Source organism: Methylosinus sp. C49 (assembly GCF_009936375.1).
In the GTDB taxonomy this organism is placed as follows: Bacteria; Pseudomonadota; Alphaproteobacteria; order Rhizobiales; family Beijerinckiaceae; genus Methylosinus.
Genome location: NZ_AP022332.1, coordinates 3,676,390 through 3,694,764, shown reverse-complemented (window position 1 = coordinate 3,694,764; position 18,375 = coordinate 3,676,390). Strand labels below are relative to the sequence as shown.

Here is an 18,375-nt window from a genome sequence, read left to right as displayed (position 1 = left end):
TTTTTTGCTCAGTCTTCGCGAGTCTTGTCGTTTTCTCGCAACATCAGCATTTGTTCGACGAGACGAAGGGCGGCCTTCTCTCCGGCGCGAACCGCGCGTTCGTTCACGGCCGTTTCCATCAAGGTCATCATGACCTTCAGCTGCCCTGTATGATCGTCCACGATTCTCTGCAACCGGCCGACTTCCTCGCGAAGACGCTCATTGTCTCTTTTCAGCTGCTCCACAGAACGTTGCAGCTGAAACACGCCTGTGACGAACTCGGCGATTTTTCTCCACGATGGCGCAGACCACTTTTCCTCACCGAGGGGTCCAGGAGGCTGATGAGCTGGAGGCGCTTCCGTCATGGTCACCCGAGCATCAGCTCGGCGAGACGCCGCTTGTTCTCTTCGTTCAACCTATCGAGGCGTTCGCCTTTCGATTCGATTTCGCTCACACAGACGCCGCTCTCGTCGACGAGCGTCGACATCATCTGCGCCGTGTTCGTCAGAACATCGACGGCAAAATCGAATGCTTCCTTCGGCGTTTCTCGACAAAGCGATTCTATCGAGGACGAGAGTTCCGTCGTGGCCGACGCGCTCGCGGCGACATAAGCTGACCGGACCATCCCGGTCGCTTCGCGAACGCGCACGAAACGCATGGCCGAACGGATAGCGTCTCGCCGCTTCCCTTCCCGTTCCCGAGGCTGGAGCATCGTCAAAATCCTTGATGGACGGTCGAGCGGGCGCCGATCACAGCGTCCGCTTGATCTCCTCGACGCGATAGCACTCGATGACGTCGCCGGCGCGCATGTCCTGATAGTTCTCGAAAGCCATGCCGCACTCCTGTCCGGCCTGCACTTCCTTGACCTCGTCCTTGAAGCGCTTGAGCGTCGACAGCTTGCCTTCGTGGACGACGACATTGTCGCGGATGAGACGCACATTGGCGCCGCGCTCCACCGAGCCGTCGGTCACGCGGCAACCCGCCACCTTGCCGACCTTGGAAATGTCGAACACTTCGAGAATCTGCGCATTGCCCAGCATGGTCTCGCGCAGTGTGGGCGCGAGCAGGCCGGACATCGCCGCCTTCACATCATCCACGAGATTGTAGATGATGTTGTAGTAGCGGATTTCAATGCCGCCGCGCTCGGACGCCTCGCGCGCTTCCTTATGCGCGCGCACGTTGAAGCCGATGACGACGGCGTTGGACGCTTCGGCGAGCGCTATGTCGGATTCGGAGATGCCGCCGACGCCCGCATGCACGACGCGCGCGCCGACTTCGTCCGTGCCGAGCTTGTCGAGCGCCGCGACGATCGCCTCCACGGAGCCCTGCACGTCGCCCTTGATGACGAGCGGGAACTCCTTGCGGCCGGCGGTCTTCAGCTGGCTCATCATATCGGTGAGCGAGGTGCGGGCGCCGCCGCCGCGCGCGGCCAGCTTGTCGCGACGCTGACGCTCGCGATATTCGGTGATCTCGCGCGCACGCGCTTCCGTCTCGACGACGGCGACGCGGTCGCCGGCTTCCGGCGTGCCGGAGAAGCCGAGAATCTCGACCGGGAAGGACGGCCCGGCGGTCTGCACAACGACGCCCTTGTCGTCGAGCAGCGCGCGCACGCGGCCCCATTGCGAGCCGGCGACGATGATGTCGCCGACCTCTAGCGTGCCGCGCTGCACCAGCACGGTGGCGACCGGTCCGCGACCTTTGTCGAGCCGCGCCTCGATCACCGTGCCTTCGGCGGAGCGCTCGGGATTGGCCTTGAGATCGAGCACTTCCGACTGCAGGGTGATGGCGTCGAGCAGCTTGTCGAGATTGAGCTTCTCCTTGGCGGAGACCTCCACCTCGAGCGTGTCGCCGCCGAAGGTCTCCGTCTGCACCTCGTGCTGCAGCAGCTCGGTGCGCACGCGCTCGGGCTTGGCGTCGGGCTTGTCGATCTTGTTGATCGCGACGATGATTGGAACTTCCGCAGCCTTGGCGTGGTGGATCGCCTCGATCGTCTGCGGCATCACGCCGTCATCCGCCGCCACGACCAGGATCACAATGTCCGTGACCTTGGCGCCGCGGGCGCGCATGGCGGTGAAGGCCGCGTGGCCGGGGGTGTCGATGAAGGTGATCGGCGCGCCATTGGGCGCCCTCACCTGATAGGCGCCGATATGCTGCGTGATGCCGCCCGCCTCGCCGGCCACGACATTGGCGTGGCGGATCGCGTCGAGCAGCGAGGTCTTGCCGTGATCGACATGGCCCATGATGGTGACGACCGGCGGCCGCGACTCGAGCTCGCCCTCGGCGTCGGGCTCGTCGAACAGGCCCTCCTCGACATCGGACTCGGCGACGCGCTTGACCGCATGGCCGAGCTCCTCGGCGACGAGCTGCGCCGTATCGGCGTCGATGACGTCGGTGATCTTGTGCAGCGCGCCCTGCTTCATCAGCAGGCGAATCACGTCGACGCCGCGCTCCGACATGCGGTTGGCGAGCTCCTGAATGGTGATCGTCTCCGGGAGGATGACCTCGCGGGCGATCTTCTCCTTCTGCTCGGCCTGGCCGAAGGATTTGAGGCGCTGCGTGCGGCGGCGGAAGGAGGCGACGGAGCGCGTGCGCTCTTCCTGCTCGGACGTCGCGGTGGAGACGGTGAGGCGGCCGCGGTCCTTCTGCGCGCCGCCGCGCGAGGGCGTCGGACGGGGCGGCGGCGGCGGCGCCTTGACGGCGATGACTCCGGCGGGACGGCGGACGACGCGCTTCTCGGCGTCTTCCGTCGCGGTCGCGGCGGGGCGGGGCACCTCTCCGCCGGCGGCCGGAGCCGGGCGCGGCTGGGCCGGGCGTGCGGTGGCGGAGGTCGCAACATGCGGCTCGGGCGCGCCGCCTCCGGCGAGGCGACGGCGCGCCTCCTCCTCGGAACGGCGCTTCGACTCGGCGTCGCGGGCGAGACGCTCTTCTTCCTCGCGTTTGCGGGCTTCGGCGGCGGCGCGCTCCTCGCGCTCGCGGGCCTCGCGCTCGGCGCGCGCCTTGGCTTCCGCCTCGGCGCGGCGACGGTCTTCCTCCTCGCGGGTGCGGGCGTCGACCAGGGCGCGGGCGCGGGCCTCGCGCTCATCGTCGGTCAGCGCGCGCAGCACCATGCCGGAGCCGCGCTTGGGCGCAGGCTGCGGGCGCGGGGTCTCTGCTCTCGGCGGAGGCGGCGGCGCGGCGGCGACAGGAGCGGCCGGCGCCGGAGCCGGCGGAGCTGCGGGGGCCGCCGGCGCGGCGGGCGCCGCCGTCGCCGGAGCGGCCGGCTTGGTCTCGACATGTCCGGGCGCGCGACGCTTCACCTTCTCGACCACGACCACCTTGGAGCGGCCGTGGGAGAAGCTCTGGCGCACCATTCCGCCATGCTCGGTCGGACGCTGCTTCAAATGCAACGTCTTCGACGGCGTGACGGTCAGCGTCTTGTCGCCGCTGTTCTCGGTCTCGGTCTCACTCATCCAGTTTCCGATCCTCGGGCTGCGCCTGTTCGGTTACGTCTTTCAGCGGGCCGAGCTCGTCGGTCCGCTCGCTGTTCAGAATCTGCGCGTCGCCGGATGCGCTCTCGCCTCTATAGGCGGCGAGGCGGCGGCAGCGCGCCAAAAAGGCTTGCGTCGGTCCGCCCGGCGCGAGGGCTGCATGTATCACATTTGTGCGGCCCAAAGCCAAATCCAATTGAAGAGAATCGAACAGAGAGATCGTCTCTGTGACCTTCTCGCCGCATCCGCGCGCCGTGGCCGCGCGGCGCGCCGCCTGGGCGAGCTTGCGCCGTCCATCCGCCGAGCCGTCGCGCGCCTCCAGCACAGCGGCGACGGCGCCTTTCTCCAGCGCCTCGCACACCTTACCGAAGCCGGCGATCACCGCGCCCGCCTTATTGGCCATCGCCAGCGATTGCAGGCAATCGGCCTCCAGCAGCCGATCGACGTCCGCGGGAAGCGACGGCGACGCCGAGACCTCGGCCTTCAATTGGCGCGCGAAGGCGCGCTTCTTCAATGCTTCGGCCACGACATCGGCGCGCGCCGTCACCCAGGCGCCGCGGCCGGGCAGGCGCGATCTTATGTCCGGCGTGAGAACGCCGTCCGGCGCGCGCACGAAACGGATCATCCCCTCCGGCGCGTCGCGCCGGCGGGTGACGATGCAGGTCCGTTCGCTCGCCTCGGCCTCTCTCATTCGCTCGCCGTCTCGTTTCGTCACTGCGCCTCGGTCTGCTGCGCCTCTGCCGGTTCTGCGGCCTCGGCTTCCGCCTCGGGCTCCGGCGCCTCGATCCAGCCGGCGCGCACGCGCGCGTCCATGATCAGAGCCTCCGCCTCCTCGCGGGAAATGTCGATCCCGTCGAGGAAGCCGGTCTGCTTGACCGTCTCGCCATCCTTCTTCTCGGTCCAGCCGACGAGATCATCCGGCACGCAGCCGGCGAGATCCTCGATCGACTTCACGTCATTCTCGCCGAGCTTGACCAGCATCGCCGTAGTGACGCCCTCGAGCTCCTTCAGCTCGTCGAGCACGCCGAGCTCGAGGCGGCGCGCCTCGTTCTCCGCCTCGACCCGCTCGAGATAATTGCGGGCGCGATTTTGAATCTCGGCGGCCGTGTCCTCGTCGAAGCCTTCGATCGTCGCCAGCTCGCCGAGATCGACGAAGGCCAGCTCTTCGACCGATTGAAAGCCTTCCGAAGCGAGCAGGCGGCCGACGACCTCATCGACGTCGATGGCGTTCATGAAGACTTTGGTGCGCTCGACGAACTCGCGCTGACGGCGCTCCGATTCCTCGGCCTCGGTCAGAATGTCGATGTCCCAGCCCGTGAGCTGCGAGGCGAGGCGCACATTTTGGCCGCGGCGGCCGATGGCCAGCGACAGCTGATCGTCCGGCACCACCACCTCGATGCGCGCGGAATCCTCGTCGAGAACGACCTTCACCACCTCGGCCGGCTGCAGCGCATTGACGATGAAGGTCGCCGCATCCGCCGACCAGGGGATGATGTCGATGCGCTCGCCTTGCAATTCGCCGACGACGGCCTGCACGCGCGAGCCGCGCATGCCGACGCAGGCGCCAACGGGATCGATGGAGGAATCGCGCGAGATGACGGCGATCTTGGCGCGCGAGCCCGGATCGCGGGCGACCGACTTCACCTCGATCACGCCGTCGTAGATCTCCGGCACTTCCTGGCGGAACAGCTTGGCCATGAATTGCGGATGCGTGCGCGACAGGAAAATCTGCGGACCGCGCTGCTCGCGGCGCACGTCGTAGACATAGGCGCGCACGCGATCGCCGGGACGGAAGGTCTCGCGCGGGATCATCTCGTCGCGGCGGATGATCGCCTCGCCGCGCCCCAAATCGACGATCACATTGCCATATTCGACGCGCTTCACGACGCCGTTGACGATCTCGCCGATGCGGTCCTTGAACTCTTCATATTGGCGGTCGCGCTCGGCCTCGCGCACCTTCTGCACGATGATCTGCTTGGCCGATTGCGCGGCGATGCGGCCGAAATCGAAAGGCGGCAGCGTCTCGGAAATCCAGTCGCCGACCTGCGCCGCCGGATTGCGCTTGCGCGCGTCCTCGATGGAAATCTGCGTCGCGTCATTATCGATGAGATCGACGACCAGCAGCAGACGCGAAAAGCGGACTTCGCCGCTCTTCGGATTGATCTCGGCGCGGACCTCGGTCTCCTGCCCATAGCGCGAGCGCGCGGCCTTTTGCAGCGCGTCCTCCATGGAGGCGATGACGATCGAGCGGTCGATCGATTTCTCGCGCGCGACCGCATCGGCGATCTGCAGGATTTCCAACCTGTTGGCGCTGACGGCCATATCTTGCTCCCAAAAACGTCGGCCCTACGCGTCGCCGCGACGGCCGGGTCCGCTGCCTTTTTTCTTGAATCCCGTCTGCACGCCGGCCGGAACCAGCGGCTTGGCCTTATTGCCACGCGCCATGGCGAAGCGGCCCGGCCCACGGCGGGGCCGCGTATCCTCTTGCGGCGCGGCCTCTTCCTCGCTCGGGCCATCGTCCTCGAGCTGGGCCTTGCCGGCGCGCAGCGCCTCGCGGATCAGCGCGTCGGTCAGCATCAGCTTGGCTTCGTCGAGATCGCGCAGCGGCATTTGCACGATCTTGTCTTCGTCCGGCGGGGCGTCGTCGCGTTCGAGCGTCACCACGGCGTCGCGGCCGGCGCCCTCGACGGAGACAATATTGCCCCGAAAACGCTTGCGGCCAGAGGCGAGCGGCTGCGTCAGCTCGATCTTCGCCTCATGGCCGATCGCGCGACGAAAATCCGAGACTCGCACCAGCGGGCGATCTATGCCGGGGGAGGACAGCTCCAGCCGATAGGCGTCCGAGATGACGTCCTCGACGTCCAGCTCCGGCGAGAGCGCCTGGCTCGCCGCCTCGCAATCGTCGATGGTCATGGTTCCGTCGGGACGCTCGGCCATGATCTGCAGAACCATGCCGTTCTGCGAGAGAATGCGCGCACGCACGAGACGAAAGCCGAGCTGCGCCAGCACGGGCTCGGCGATATGGGCGATGCGCGCCGCAACGCCCGTTTCGCCGCAGAGGCGCGGCTCATCGAGCAGGGAGGGCGCCTCCACGGCGCCGGCGGCGGGCGTTTCTGCCAAGCGGCTCATCCTGTCTTGCGAGAATTTCCGGCCGGTGCAAACAAAAAAGAGCGGGTCCCGGCCGGGCCCCACTCTCAACCAGCGATCATCCGAGAATGACCGTTATGAGATAGAACGAGGCGCTTATACACCCGGATCGCGCGCCGGCGCAAGAAAAATGCTCCGCGGCGAGGTCTGCCCCCTCCGGCGGGAGCGCCGCCGGGCGTCGCGTTCGAGAAATCGTTTCGCGACGGCGGAAGAGGCGATAGGCTTTCTCGCCTTGGAGAGAGACGAAATAATGCAAATCCCTTTTTTCCGCGCGCTCGAGGACTCGCAGCGCATTCTCATCGCCGGCTGCGGCGGCGGCTTCGACATCGTCAGCGGCTTGCCGCTCTATGTCTTTCTGCGCAATGCGGACAAGAGCGTCTATCTCGCCAATCTGTCCTTCGCGCGCGTCGATCTCGCCTCCCGCAAGAAGATCGGTCCTGCAGGGCGGCTCGTCGACTCGGACAGCCGCATGCAGGGCTATTTTCCCGAGCGCCATCTCGTCGACTGGCTCGCGGCGCGCGGCTGCGAGCCCAAGGTCTTCGCCTTCGAGAAGACCGGCGTGCGACCTCTGCGGCAATCCTATGAAGCGCTCGTCACGCTATTGAATGTCGATACGATCATTCTCGTCGACGGCGGGACCGACAGTCTGATGAAGGGCGACGAGGCGGCGCTCGGCACGATAGAAGAGGACGCTCTCTCGATCGCCGCAGTCGATCAGCTCGAGGGCGTCCGCAAATTTCTCGTGTGCCTCGGCTTCGGCGTCGATAACTATCACGGCGTCTGCCATCACTCTTTTCTCGAGAATACGGCCGAGCTGATCCGTTCCGGCGGATATTTGGGCTGCGTTTCGGTGTCGGCGGGGACACAGGAAGGCGACGCGCTGCTCGACGCTGTCGATTATCTCAACGAGCGCCAACCCAATTCCAAGAGCATCGTAGCCAATTCGATCGCCTCGGCGATCCGCGGCGGCTTCGGGAATCGGCACGACACGGAGCGTACAAGGGGGACGGAGCTGTTCATCAATGCGCTGATGGCGCTCTATTGGTGCTACGATCTCGCAGCAGTCGCCCGGGGCATGGGCTTTTACGAGGCGATCGCCTGCAGCGAGAAATTCCACGAGGTGGAGAATGCGATCCGCATTCATCACGCCCACGCCGACAAGCGAGACTGGAAGAATTTGCCGCTGTGAGGCGATCTTCAGGGATGGCCGACGGGAAGATAACGGATCGCCGCCAGAATCACGCCGACCGCGACCACCATGATCGAGCCGAACCAGATTTTGAGGTCGCGTTTGGCGAGCTCGACGTCGGATCGCACCGAAGCGATCTCGGTCTTGAGGTCGGAGCGGACTTCAGCAATCTCGGCTTTCAGCTCGGTTCGGACTTCTGCGATCTCGGCTTTCAGCTCGGTTCGGACTTCTGCGATCTCGGCTTTCAGCTCGCTTCGGAAGTCCGCAATCTCCGCTTTCAGCTCGGTTCGGACCTTGCTGATCTCCGCCGTCAGCTCGGTTCGAACCTTTCCAATCTCCGTGCGCAGGCTTCCTTCGGCGGCCGACAGATCGGCTTTCGTCGCCAGTTCCTGGCTCATCGCTTCGGCGAAAGCCTCGGCAGCCGCCTTCGCCTGGGGGCGGGCGAACCCACCCGCTTCCAGTTTCTCGACAAATTTCAGAGTATCGAAAGCAACGGAGCCGCTCATGCTCGCGAACATAGGCCGCGCCGAGCCGTGAATCAACTCGCGCCGCTCACCCCAGCAGCGCGACGAGCGGCGCGATCAGCGGCGCATCGGCGGGCGGCATTTGCGCCGCGTCCAATTCGCTCGGCCGCATCCAGGCGAGCGCCTGGCCCTCGCGGGCGTGCGGCTCGCCGCGCCAGCGCCGGCAGAGGTAGAGCGGCATCAACAGATGAAAGGCCTCATAGGCGTGGCTGGCGAAGGTCAGCGGCGCGAGATCGGCTGTCTCCACCTCTATGCCCAGCTCCTCGGCCAGCTCGCGCACGAGCGCCTGCTCTGGCCGCTCGCCTGGGTCGAGCTTGCCGCCGGGGAACTCCCACAGCCCGGCGAGCTGCTTGCCTTGCGGACGCTGGGCGATCAGCACGCGGCCTTGCGGATCGACGAGCGCGGCGGCGACCACGAGAAGCAGAGCCAAAGCGTTTCCCTTTAATTGCCGGAGAGCACGACCTCGAGCGGATCGGTCTCCTTGCCGGTGACGATGACCTCGTCGTACATCGCGCCGCCCTCGCTGAGCAAGCCGCCCTTCGGCGCCCAAGTGAGCTGCGTCGTCAGGAAATAGCGGCCCGGCGCGACCTTGTCGAAGGTGAAGCGGCCGGTCGCGCCCGCTTTGGTCGTGCGCGTGTAGGCCGCATATTCGGCCTCCTGCGTCGGCGTCGGCATGAGCAAAGCCGGGAGGAACTTGCGCTTGCCGTAGAATTGCGAGATGCGCGCCTGCGCATAGGCGGTCGCGGGAATGAGCCGCACCACCTCTCCGGCGGCGTAGCGCACATTCGTCTTGCCCTGCTGGTCGCGCAGAAAGGCCTGACCCTCGATCGTCGCCTTGCCCTCCTGCTTGATGAAGGCGGCCTCGGCGGGATCGAAGCGCATTTCGGGCGCGGCGCTGTTGCAGGCGGAAAGAGCGAGCGGCGCGAGGGCGACGCAGAGGACGGCGGAACGCATGGGGAATGGCCTCGTTGGGCGAATGCGCGGCCAATGTCGCCGCTTCGTCTGGCCGAGGCAAGGCTCGAGCTATTTTAAGGTTTCTTCTCGGGCGGCGAGAGAAAGGCCGCGGCGCAGCTCATTTCCTTGCGCCAATCCACGACATTGCTGCGCTTGTCGTAGCAATCGCGCTTGGCGATCGCCTCCTCGCAATCGGCCCCGCCCATGAACTGATAGGTGACGCAGGCGCCGACGGCGGGCGGAGCCTTTGCGTCCTTCTCGGCCGCGGGCTTCTCGGCGGGCTTCTTCTTGCTCGCGGTCTTTTTCCCGGCCTTTTTCGCTTTGGCTTTCTGCGCGGGAGCGTCCACGCTCTTCTCCACGACGACGCCGGAGGCGGCGGCATAGTCGCGCGCCTCCTCATAGGCGCCGGCGCAGGCGGCGAGCGATAATGACAAGCCAAAAGGAGCAATGGCCAAAAGCGGGTGGCGCGGGGCCATGATCTTCGTCTCTTCGCGAGCGCGTCGCCTCGGCAGGAAGTCTAAAAACCGAAACCAAGCGCGTCATCGCGCAATGGCGCCTAGGGGCCGCTGCGTGTCCGCATGCGCGCGCAGCATGTCGAGCACGTCGCGCAGGCTGGCGACGACGGCGAGGCAGAGGGCGCGCTCCTCGGCGGAGGGCTGCAGAACATCGGGCGCCATGATCGTCATCGCGCCGGAGGCGGCGGCCGAGCGCAGCCCGGTCGGCGAATCCTCGAGCGCGAGGCAGCGCCGCGGCTCCTTGCCGAGCGCGCGCGCGGCGCGCAGATAGGATTCGGGATGCGGCTTGCCGCGCTGAACATCGTCGCGCGTCACCAGAGCGGAGAAATGCGAGAGCAGCCCGCAGCGGCTCAGATGATGCTCCGCGGTCGGCCGCCGCGAGGAGGTGGCGATGGCGAGCGGAATATTCATCGCCGTGAGATAATCGACGAGCTCGCGCGCGCCCTCCTTCAGCGGCACGCCGGAGCGCGAGGCGCGTGCGACATAGGCGCCGCAGGCTTCGATGCAGGCGTCGAGCGGGAAATCGGCGCCGAAGCGCTCGATCATCATCGTCTCGCAGTCCTGCATCGGCTTGCCGATCATGCGATGGCAGAAAGCTTCGGTGATCTCATGGCCGACGGCGCGGCCGGCGGCGATCCAGGCGTCGACATAGAGCCGCTCCGTGTCGAGCAGCGTGCCGTCCATGTCGAAGAGAACCGCTTCTACAGCATGGGGGAAAACCATAAGTTCGCTTCCTCGCCGCCCGAGCCGAGGCGAGTAGAAGCCGATTCTCGAAACGCTGCGATGACGAACAGGTCACGAGCGCGTGTCAGGCGCGCGCTTTCCTTCTCCCGCAGGCAGGAGAAGGAAAGGCTCGGGAGGGAAAACGATCAGCTGCGATAATCGCCGTTGATGGCGACATATTCCTTCGTCAGATCGCAGGTCCACACGCGCGCGGCGCCGGAGCCGAGGCCGAGATCGACATGGATGGCGATCTCGTCACGCTTCATGATCTGCGAGACTTCCGCCTCATCGTAATCAGGATCGCGTAGGCCCTTATGGGCGACGCGAATGTCGCCGAACCATATGGCCAGCTTGTCGCGATCCGCGGCCTCGCCGGATTTGCCGACCGCCATCACCACGCGGCCCCAATTGGCGTCCTCGCCGGCCACGGCCGTCTTCACCAGGGGCGAATTGGCGATGGAGAGGGCGATGCGCTTCGCCGCCTTGGGGCTCTCGGCGCCCATTACCGTCACCTCGACGAATTTGCGCGCGCCTTCGCCGTCCTTCACCACCTGATGCGCGAGATCGAGCAGCACCTCGTCCAGCGCGCGGCGGAAATCCTCGAGACGGCGGTCGCTCGCCTTCTCGATGTGCGGCGCGCCGCGCTCGGCCGCCGCGCCGGTGGCGAAGAGCAGCAGCGTGTCCGAGGTGGAGGTGTCGCTGTCCACGGTGATGGCGTTGAACGAGCTCTGCACGGATTTCGACAAGAGGCTCTGCAGAACCTCGGCGTCGATCGGCGCGTCGGTGAAGACGAAGGAGAGCATGGTCGCCATATCGGGCGCGATCATGCCTGCGCCCTTGGCGACGCCGGCTAGGCGCACCTCGACGTCGCCGAGCTTGGCGACGCGCGTCGAGAGCTTGGGATAGGTGTCGGTGGTCATGATCGCCGACGCGGCCTCGCGCCAGGCGTCGCCGCGCGCCTCGGCCACGAGCTTGCCCAGCACGGGCTCGAATTTCGACGCGTCGAGCGGCTCGCCGATGACGCCTGTGGAGGCGAGGAAGACCTGCTTCTCCGGCACGCGGGCGGCGGCGGCCACGAGCTTGGCGGAGAGCTTGGCCGCCTCCTTGCCGGCTTTGCCGGTGAAGGCGTTGGCGTTGCCGGAATTGACGAGCAGCGCCCGCGCCTTGCCGCCCTCGAGCCGCGCACGGCACCAGTCGACCGGGGCCGAGGGGCATTTGGAGCGCGTGAACACGCCGGCGACCTGCGTCCCCTCGTCGAAGAGGGCGAGCATGGCGTCGGTGCGCCCGGCGTAGCGTATGCCGGCCTGCGCCACCGCGAAGCGGACGCCGGCGATCGGCGGAATGTCGGGATAGGTCTTGGGGGCGAGCGGCGAAATGGGGGCGGCCTTGGCCATGGGGCGGTATGGGTCCTGAAAAAGCGAGAGCGAAGGGGGATACGGCGAGCGAGTGAGTGGGCGTCCCCACTCACTACTCCCCAGTCACAACCGTCCGATGACTATTTCTTCTTCTCGGCCGGCTTGGCCTCGGCCGGCTTGTCGCCCGGCTTGGCTTCGGCCGCCGGAGCCTCTGTGCGCTCGATCTTGGCGCCCTGGCGCAGCTCGACGATGAGGTCCGACTGGGCCTTCTGCGCCACATAGCGGGAGACCTGGTCGCGCACCTGGTCCAGCGGCGGGAACACTTTCGGGCGCTTCTCGTCCAGCTTGATGACATGCCAGCCGAATTGCGTCTTCACGGGATCGGAGATCTGTCCCGGCTCCATCTTGAACGCCGCCTCGCCGAATTCCGGCACCATGCGGTCCTTGGTGAACCAGCCGAGATCGCCGCCCTGCGCGCCCGTGTCCTTGGACAGCTCGGTCGCGACCTTGCCGAAATCCTCGCCGCCCTTCACGCGCTTTTGCGCCGCCTTGGCCTCGTCCTCCGTCGCCACCAGAATATGGTGCGCGTGGATCTCGGTCTCGGGCTTCTGATTCTTGGCGGCCTCGTCATAGGTCTTCTTGACGGCGGCCTCGGTGGTGGCGTCCTTGGAGACCTTGCCGAGCAGCGCCTCCATCAGCGCCTTGTCGCGCAAATAGGCGAGCTTCTTGGCGAAATCCGGCGTCTCGCCGAGCTTGTCGCGCTGCGCCTTCTGCACCACGAGCTGCTCGTCGATGAGGAAATCGAGAATATAATTCTCGCGCGCCTTGCCCTCCAGCTGCCGCGGCAGACCTGCCCCGAGATCGTCGAGCGCGATTTTCACGTCTTCGTCGGTGATGTCGACGCCATTGACCTTGGCGAGGACCTTGGCCTGCGCCGGGGCCGCGCCCATCGCCAGCAGAGCGAGGACGCCGATCGCGGCGAGGACGCCCCGGCTGCCGAGACGCGTGGTCTTGAGGTGAGGCATGATGGTCTCCAACAAAAGAGCGACAGGCGGGGAGGCCTGTCGCGAACAGCGTTCCACTAGAGCAAGACTCCGCAAAGGGGAACACGGAAATTTGGGCGCGACGCGCGGCGCAGGCGTCATCTCGATGGAATTGGTCAAGATTATATTGCAAATCTCCGCGTTCGCGCAACGCCGCTCACGCTCGCGGCCGGGAAGTCTTCCGGTCGTGGTCGGGAAAGCTCTACTATGGGGCCGTGGCTGCGGCCTTTGGGAAATATCGTCATGACTCTCGTTCCGCCGCTCCACGGCGACGCCGCGTCGGCCGCCTTCGAGCAGCGCGTCTACGCCAAGGTCACGCGGCGCGCGCTGCCGCTGCTCTTTCTCTGCTACATCCTCGCTTATCTCGATCGCGTGAATGTCGGCTTCGCCAAGCTGCAGATGGTCGGCGATCTGAAGTTCAGCGAAAGCGTCTATGGGCTCGGCGCCGGCGTCTTCTTCATCGGCTATTTCCTGTTCGAGATTCCGAGCAATCTGATCCTGCATCGCGTCGGCGCGCGGCGCTGGATCGCGCGCATTCTCGTCACCTGGGGGCTGGCCTCGGCGGCGACCATGCTCGTCTCCACGCCGCTGATGTTCTACGTCATGCGCTTTCTGCTCGGCGTCGCCGAGGCCGGCTTCTTTCCCGGCGCCATCCTCTATCTCACCTATTGGTTTCCCGCCGCGCGGCGCGGCCGCATCACCGCGCTGCTGATGTTGGCGGTCCCGCTCGCCGGGGTCGTCGGCGGGCCGCTCTCGGGCTGGATATTGCAGAATCTCGACGGCGCTCACGGGCTTTCGGGGTGGCGCTGGATGTTCCTCATCGAGGGGCTCCCGTCGATTCTCGTCGGCGCGATCGTCTTTTTCGCGCTGGAGGACAATATCGAAAAAGCCGGCTGGCTGTCTGTCGGCGAAAAGAAGCTGCTCGCCGATAATCTCGCCGCCGATCACGTCGCCCATGCGTCCCATTCCTTCCGCGATGCGATGCGCGACGCCAAGGTCTGGGTTTTATGTCTCGTCTATTTCGGAATTGTGATGGGGCTCTATGGCGTCGGTTTCTGGCTGCCGACTTTGGTTCAGGCGACGGGCGTCGGCCGGCCGCTCGACATCGGCCTCTTGTCGGCCGCCCCCTACGCCGTCGCCAGCGTCGCCATGCTCTTGGGCGGAATCAGCGCCGATAAATATCGCGAGCGCCGCTGGCATCTCGCTCTGCCTTGCGCCTTGGGCGCGGTCGGCCTCGTCGCCAGCGGGCTTTTTGCCGCCGACACGGCGACGGCGCTGATCGCGCTCACCGTGGCGAGCGCCGGCACGATGACGGCGCTGCCATTGTTCTGGAGCTGCCCGACCGCTTTTCTGCGCGGCGTCGCCGCGGCGGGCGGCATAGCGCTCATCAATTCGGTCGGAAACCTCGCCGGCTTCGCCAGCCCCTATATGGTCGGCTTCATCAAGGATCAGACGCAGCGCGCCGACTACGGGCTCTATGCGCTGGCGCTGTTCATGGCCATGAGCGCGATGCTCGTCATCGTCGCCATTCCATCGCGGCTCGTCGATCGATGATGAATACAGTCCCCTCATCCTGAGGCGCTTTTTGCGAGGCGCGGTCGACCCTTCGAGACGCCGGCTTCGCCGGCTCCTCAGGGTGAGGGCGCTGCTTTGCGTTCAGCGCCGAGAATGGACGCGAAAATCGTCCGCGTCGCGCGCTGCGTCTCCACGATCTGCGCCTCGAGATGGGCGATATCCACCGCCTCGCCGCCGCGCAGCAGCAGCTCGACGAGGCCGCGCGGCGCATGCGCCGGATCGAAATCATTGTCGATGGAGAGCCGCAGCAATTGCGTGAGGCTCTGATAGAGGCGCGCGGCTTCGATCAATGTCGCCGCTTCATTCGGGTCCAATAGGGAGAAATCGGAAAGACGCTCCAGCGCCGTCGATGTCATCGTCGAGAGGCATGCCGGATGCGCGTTCGCATGGCGAAGCTGCAAATATTGCGCGATGAATTCCACATCGATCAGCCCACCCGGCGCCTGCTTCAAATCCCAAAGGCTCTTCGCCGGCTTGTCGCGCTCGAGACGAGCGCGCATGTCGGCGACATCCTGGCGCAGCTTTTCGACGTCGCGCGGACGCGTCAGCGCGGCGCCGATCGCTTCTTCGACGATCGTCGCGAAATCGCTCGCCCCGGCGACGACGCGCGCGCGCGTCAGCGCCATATGCTCCCAGCTCCACGCCTCATGCGCGTGATAATCCTCGAAGGCCTTCAGGCTCACCGCCAGCGGTCCTTTGCTGCCGGACGGCCGCAGGCGAAAATCGACCTCATAGAGCAGGCCCTGCGCCATTGGCGCGGAGAGCGCGGAAATGAGCCGCTGCGTCAGCCGCGCATAATAGGCGGGCGTGGCGAGCGGCCGCTCGCCATCCGATTCAGCGTGCGGATCGGCGTCATAGAGCAGCATGAGATCGAGATCGGAAGCGGCGGTCATCTCGCGTCCGCCGAGCTTGCCCAGCGCGACCACGCAAGCGCGGCCGCCCTCCAGGCGTCCATGCGCGCGCGCGAGCTCCGCCTCGACGCGCGGCAGCAGAGCGGCGATGAGGCGCTCGGCGAGCCGCGCATAGGCGAGGCCTGCCTCTGCCACAGAGAGCGCGCCGGTCAGAACGCGCACGCCGATGAGAAACTTCTGCTCCTGTCCGAAGACGCGCGCGGCGTCGAGCGCCTCCTCATAGGAGCGCGTTTCCGCGAGGCTGCGCGCGAGCGCGGCGGCGAGCTCCGCTTCATCGGGCAGATGCTCGAAAAAGGCCGGCTCCAGCACGGCGTCGAGCACGCGCGGGCGCCGTGAGATGGTGGCGGCGAGCTTGGGCGCGGCGCCGGTGATCGCCGTCAGCAGAGACAGCAGCGTCGGATTGGCGAGGAGCACGGAAAACAATTGCACGCCGGCCGGAAGCCCGGCGAGCAATTTGTCGAAAGCGAGAAAGGCCTGATCGGCGTTCTCTGTCGCGGCGAGCGCCTCGAGCAGCGCCGGCGTCAGCTCGGTCAGGCGCTCGCGCGCCTTGGTGGAGCGCGTCGCGGCGTAACGGCCGAAATGCCAGCCGCGTATCGTCTCCGTCACTGTCTTGGGATGCGCGAAGCCGAGGCGCGACAATGTCTCCAGCGTGCCGGGATCGTCCTCGCCGCCGGTGAAGACGAGATTGCCCGTTTGCGAGGAGAGCTGCGGCGCGCTCTCGAAGAGATGCGAATAATGGCTCTGCACCGTCTCGAGATGCGCGACCAGCGCCTGCGTGAAATCCTCGAGCGTGGCGAAGCCGGCCATGCGCGCGATGCGCAGCGCCTCCTTCTCGTCGCGCGGCAGAATATGCGTCTGCTTGTCGGCGACCATTTGGATGCGATGCTCGATATCGCGCAGAAAGACGTAAGCCGCGCGCAGCTCGTCGCGCACGCGTGGCTCGATCCAGCCATTGGCGAGGAGCGCGTCCAGCGTCTCCAATGTCGCGCGGCCGCGCAGCGCGGGATTGCGTCCGCCGGTGATGAGCTGCTGCGTCTGCGCGAAAAACTCGATCTCGCGAATGCCGCCGCGGCCGAGCTTGAGATCATGCCCCAGCGCGGTGATCTCGCCATGGCCTTTGAAAGCGTGAATCTGCCGCTTGATCGAATGCACGTCGGCGATGGCGGCGAAATCGAAATTCTTGCGCCAGACGAAAGGCGAGAGCTCTTTCAAAAAAGCCTCGCCCGCGGGAATGTCGCCGGCCGCCGCACGCGCCTTGATGAAGGCTGCGCGCTCCCAATTCTGGCCCATGCTCTCGTAATAGGAGAAGGCCGCCTCGAGCGGTATGGCGATGGGCGTCGCGCCGGGGTCGGGACGCAGGCGCAGATCGACGCGGAACACATAGCCGTCGGGCGTGATCTCCGAGAGAATGCGCACGACGCGCTTCGTCATTTTGACGAAGAGATCGACGTCTTCAGCCGGCTGCGCGACGCGCGCGCGGGCGCGGTCGAAGAGGACGATGATATCTATGTCGGAAGAGTAGTTGAGCTCATAGGCGCCTTCCTTGCCCATGGCGAGGAATATCCAGCCGCAGCCGCGCTCCGGCATGCGCTGATCATAGAGCTCGAGCTTGCCGGCGGCGGCGGCCTCGCGCAGCGTGAAGGCGATGGAAGCGGAAAGCGCGGCGTCGGCGAGGCGCGTGAGCGCATCGGTCGCCGGCATCGTGTCCCAGGCTTTGGAGAGATCGGCGAGCGCGACCAGCAGCGCGCCCTCCTGCTTGGCGCGCCGCAGCGCGCGCATCAGCTCGGCTTCATCCGCGACGCCTTTGGCGGCGTTGCGCGTGGCCTCGACGAGCCGCGCGAGGCTGGCGTCGGGATCGGCTGTGAGCAGGCGCGCGAGCCGGGCGGGATCACGCGCGGAAAGCTCGGTGAGAAAAGGCGAGGAGCCGAGGACGCCTTCGAGCAGGGGACGCGCATTTCCCTGCGCGGCGATGACGGCTGCGAGCGCGCCGGCGTCGCGCTCCAGCACGCGCGCCAGCGCGGCCTCGGCTTGCGCGCGATCATGCGGCTCGATGATGCGGAGAGCGCGGGAGAGAAGGGAGCGGGCGGGATTCGTCTGCGTCATTTTCGTCCGTTGCCTGCGCAGCGACGCCTCTCAGAATTGCGCGATCCCTTCTCCCACGAGTGGGAGAAGGGATCGCGCGTCGAGACTCGGGCGACGCGAACGCGCGTCACGAGAACGCGATCAGCTCTCGCTCGGTCAGCAGAAAATCCAGCTTCTGATCGTGCGGCTCGGTCGGCACGGAGTCCGCTTCCTGGCAGGCGTAGGCGACGCCGACGGCGACGATGCGCTTCTTCGTGCGCAGCTGCGAGAGCGTCGCGTCATAGATGCCGCCGCCATAGCCCAGCCGATAGCCCTTGCGGTCGAAGGCGGCGAGCGGCGAGAAGACGATGTCGGGATCGAAGGAGGGCTGTGTCTCGGCCGGCTCGGAAAGGCCGAAGGGGCCTTTCACCAGATCGTCGCCGGGCGCAAAGGCGCGGAAGATCAGCGGGCGCTTCACCGCCGTCATGACCGGCAGAGCGGTGGCGATTTTCTCCGCCGCCAGAGTCTCCAGCAGCGGGCGCGTGTTCAGCTCGCTGCGGATCGGCCAATAGACGGAGACCACCTCGCCGGTCGCTTCGGCGCGGGGCGCGAATCGGCGCACCAGCGCCAGCGCGCGCTCGGCGACGGCGAGCGAGGCGGCGTGCGCCTCCTCATGGGAGACGAGATCGCGGCGGGAGAGCGTCCGCCGGCGCAGTTCGGTCTTGGCGTCGACGGTCATTGGGGCGTCGTATCATCCGACATGTTCGAAGCGCGGGCCGCGTGAGCCGTGGGACATCGATCCCGGGAACCTACAACGTAGGTGGGCGCCGTAGTGACCGAGCCCACGGGCAAGGCCAGGGACAGCTCCCTTAGAGATCGATAAGGCCCCGGGGAATTAAAGTCCGTCACGCACCCCGCAGCGCCGCAGGAGC

Annotated in this window: 16 protein-coding genes and 1 other RNA gene; 2 read left to right on the top strand and 15 right to left on the bottom strand. The window is 66.4% G+C overall.

What is annotated here, in order from left to right; translation table 11 throughout:
- Nucleotides 1-8 precede the first annotated feature (8 nt).
- The 5 genes from GYH34_RS17385 to rimP form a co-directional block, all read right to left on the bottom strand.
- On the bottom strand, nucleotides 9-350 hold the full coding sequence (locus GYH34_RS17385) for a hypothetical protein (RefSeq protein WP_161914666.1): 342 nt from the start codon (nucleotides 348-350) through the stop codon (nucleotides 9-11).
- 378 nt (nucleotides 351-728) lie between these two features.
- Nucleotides 729-3,428, bottom strand: coding sequence for a translation initiation factor IF-2 (gene infB / locus GYH34_RS17380; RefSeq protein ID WP_161914665.1), 2,700 nt, complete (start codon nucleotides 3,426-3,428; stop codon nucleotides 729-731).
- Nucleotides 3,421-4,161 carry an RNA-binding protein gene (locus GYH34_RS17375; protein ID WP_256367017.1) on the bottom strand — a complete coding sequence of 247 codons (741 nt, stop codon included), beginning with the start codon at nucleotides 4,159-4,161 and terminating at the stop codon, nucleotides 3,421-3,423. The genes infB and GYH34_RS17375 overlap by 8 nt, the downstream gene beginning before the upstream one ends.
- Complete coding sequence (gene nusA / locus GYH34_RS17370; RefSeq protein WP_161914663.1) at nucleotides 4,158-5,768, bottom strand: transcription termination factor NusA; 1,611 nt, start codon at nucleotides 5,766-5,768, stop codon at nucleotides 4,158-4,160. The genes GYH34_RS17375 and nusA overlap by 4 nt, the downstream gene beginning before the upstream one ends.
- A gap of 24 nt (nucleotides 5,769-5,792) precedes the next feature.
- Nucleotides 5,793-6,575, bottom strand: coding sequence for a ribosome maturation factor RimP (gene rimP, locus GYH34_RS17365; RefSeq protein ID WP_161914662.1), 783 nt, complete (start codon nucleotides 6,573-6,575; stop codon nucleotides 5,793-5,795).
- A gap of 268 nt (nucleotides 6,576-6,843) precedes the next feature.
- On the opposite strand from rimP, the gene GYH34_RS17360 reads away from it, so the two are divergent.
- Nucleotides 6,844-7,782 carry a DUF1152 domain-containing protein gene (locus tag GYH34_RS17360; protein WP_161914661.1) on the top strand — a complete coding sequence of 313 codons (939 nt, stop codon included), beginning with the start codon at nucleotides 6,844-6,846 and terminating at the stop codon, nucleotides 7,780-7,782.
- An 8-nt stretch (nucleotides 7,783-7,790) separates the two neighbouring features.
- On the opposite strand, the gene GYH34_RS17355 is transcribed toward GYH34_RS17360, so the two are convergent.
- The 7 genes from GYH34_RS17355 to GYH34_RS17325 all read right to left on the bottom strand — a co-directional run bounded on the left by GYH34_RS17355 (nucleotide 7,791) and on the right by GYH34_RS17325 (nucleotide 12,878).
- The gene (locus GYH34_RS17355; protein ID WP_174242421.1) at nucleotides 7,791-8,300 is read right to left on the bottom strand and encodes a coiled-coil domain-containing protein; all 510 of its coding nucleotides are present in this window, start codon (nucleotides 8,298-8,300) and stop codon (nucleotides 7,791-7,793) included.
- 34 nt (nucleotides 8,301-8,334) lie between these two features.
- On the bottom strand, nucleotides 8,335-8,736 hold the full coding sequence (gene mutT / locus GYH34_RS17350; protein WP_161914660.1) for an 8-oxo-dGTP diphosphatase MutT: 402 nt from the start codon (nucleotides 8,734-8,736) through the stop codon (nucleotides 8,335-8,337).
- Between the two features lie 11 nt (nucleotides 8,737-8,747).
- Entirely contained in the window at nucleotides 8,748-9,260 is a 513-nt protein-coding gene (locus GYH34_RS17345) for a carboxypeptidase regulatory-like domain-containing protein (protein WP_161914659.1), read from the bottom strand.
- A gap of 74 nt (nucleotides 9,261-9,334) precedes the next feature.
- The gene (locus GYH34_RS17340; RefSeq protein ID WP_161914658.1) at nucleotides 9,335-9,736 is read right to left on the bottom strand and encodes a hypothetical protein; all 402 of its coding nucleotides are present in this window, start codon (nucleotides 9,734-9,736) and stop codon (nucleotides 9,335-9,337) included.
- Nucleotides 9,737-9,799: 63 nt separating this feature from the next.
- On the bottom strand, nucleotides 9,800-10,498 hold the full coding sequence (locus GYH34_RS17335; RefSeq protein WP_161914657.1) for an HAD family phosphatase: 699 nt from the start codon (nucleotides 10,496-10,498) through the stop codon (nucleotides 9,800-9,802).
- A gap of 146 nt (nucleotides 10,499-10,644) precedes the next feature.
- Nucleotides 10,645-11,892, bottom strand: a complete 1,248-nt coding sequence (gene argJ / locus GYH34_RS17330; protein ID WP_161914656.1) for a bifunctional glutamate N-acetyltransferase/amino-acid acetyltransferase ArgJ — start codon at nucleotides 11,890-11,892, stop codon at nucleotides 10,645-10,647.
- Between the two features lie 101 nt (nucleotides 11,893-11,993).
- The gene (locus GYH34_RS17325; protein ID WP_161914655.1) at nucleotides 11,994-12,878 is read right to left on the bottom strand and encodes a peptidylprolyl isomerase; all 885 of its coding nucleotides are present in this window, start codon (nucleotides 12,876-12,878) and stop codon (nucleotides 11,994-11,996) included.
- Nucleotides 12,879-13,139: 261 nt separating this feature from the next.
- Between GYH34_RS17325 and GYH34_RS17320 the strand changes: the two genes are divergently transcribed.
- Nucleotides 13,140-14,450, top strand: coding sequence for an MFS transporter (locus GYH34_RS17320; RefSeq protein ID WP_161914654.1), 1,311 nt, complete (start codon nucleotides 13,140-13,142; stop codon nucleotides 14,448-14,450).
- 77 nt (nucleotides 14,451-14,527) lie between these two features.
- Here GYH34_RS17320 and GYH34_RS17315 read toward each other — a convergent pair whose 3' ends face one another.
- The 3 genes from GYH34_RS17315 to ssrS form a co-directional block, all read right to left on the bottom strand.
- The gene (locus GYH34_RS17315; protein WP_161914653.1) at nucleotides 14,528-17,485 is read right to left on the bottom strand and encodes a bifunctional [glutamine synthetase] adenylyltransferase/[glutamine synthetase]-adenylyl-L-tyrosine phosphorylase; all 2,958 of its coding nucleotides are present in this window, start codon (nucleotides 17,483-17,485) and stop codon (nucleotides 14,528-14,530) included.
- A gap of 106 nt (nucleotides 17,486-17,591) precedes the next feature.
- Nucleotides 17,592-18,182: a 5-formyltetrahydrofolate cyclo-ligase gene (locus GYH34_RS17310; RefSeq protein ID WP_161914652.1), complete on the bottom strand. Its 591-nt coding sequence runs from the start codon at nucleotides 18,180-18,182 to the stop codon at nucleotides 17,592-17,594.
- 31 nt (nucleotides 18,183-18,213) lie between these two features.
- Nucleotides 18,214-18,369, bottom strand: a non-coding RNA gene (gene ssrS, locus GYH34_RS17305) — 6S RNA.
- Between the last annotated feature and the right edge of the window lie 6 nt (nucleotides 18,370-18,375).

Coding starts and splice junctions, on each gene's coding strand:
- infB (WP_161914665.1), bottom strand. CDS start 3,428: ATGAGTGAGACCGAGACCGAGAACAGCGGCGACAAGACGCTGACCGTC.
- nusA (WP_161914663.1), bottom strand. CDS start 5,768: ATGGCCGTCAGCGCCAACAGGTTGGAAATCCTGCAGATCGCCGATGCG.
- rimP (WP_161914662.1), bottom strand. CDS start 6,575: ATGAGCCGCTTGGCAGAAACGCCCGCCGCCGGCGCCGTGGAGGCGCCC.
- GYH34_RS17360 (WP_161914661.1), top strand. CDS start 6,844: ATGCAAATCCCTTTTTTCCGCGCGCTCGAGGACTCGCAGCGCATTCTC.
- GYH34_RS17355 (WP_174242421.1), bottom strand. CDS start 8,300: ATGTTCGCGAGCATGAGCGGCTCCGTTGCTTTCGATACTCTGAAATTT.
- GYH34_RS17345 (WP_161914659.1), bottom strand. CDS start 9,260: ATGCGTTCCGCCGTCCTCTGCGTCGCCCTCGCGCCGCTCGCTCTTTCC.
- GYH34_RS17340 (WP_161914658.1), bottom strand. CDS start 9,736: ATGGCCCCGCGCCACCCGCTTTTGGCCATTGCTCCTTTTGGCTTGTCA.
- GYH34_RS17335 (WP_161914657.1), bottom strand. CDS start 10,498: ATGGTTTTCCCCCATGCTGTAGAAGCGGTTCTCTTCGACATGGACGGC.
- argJ (WP_161914656.1), bottom strand. CDS start 11,892: ATGGCCAAGGCCGCCCCCATTTCGCCGCTCGCCCCCAAGACCTATCCC.
- GYH34_RS17325 (WP_161914655.1), bottom strand. CDS start 12,878: ATGCCTCACCTCAAGACCACGCGTCTCGGCAGCCGGGGCGTCCTCGCC.
- GYH34_RS17320 (WP_161914654.1), top strand. CDS start 13,140: ATGACTCTCGTTCCGCCGCTCCACGGCGACGCCGCGTCGGCCGCCTTC.
- GYH34_RS17315 (WP_161914653.1), bottom strand. CDS start 17,485: ATGACGCAGACGAATCCCGCCCGCTCCCTTCTCTCCCGCGCTCTCCGC.
- GYH34_RS17310 (WP_161914652.1), bottom strand. CDS start 18,182: ATGACCGTCGACGCCAAGACCGAACTGCGCCGGCGGACGCTCTCCCGC.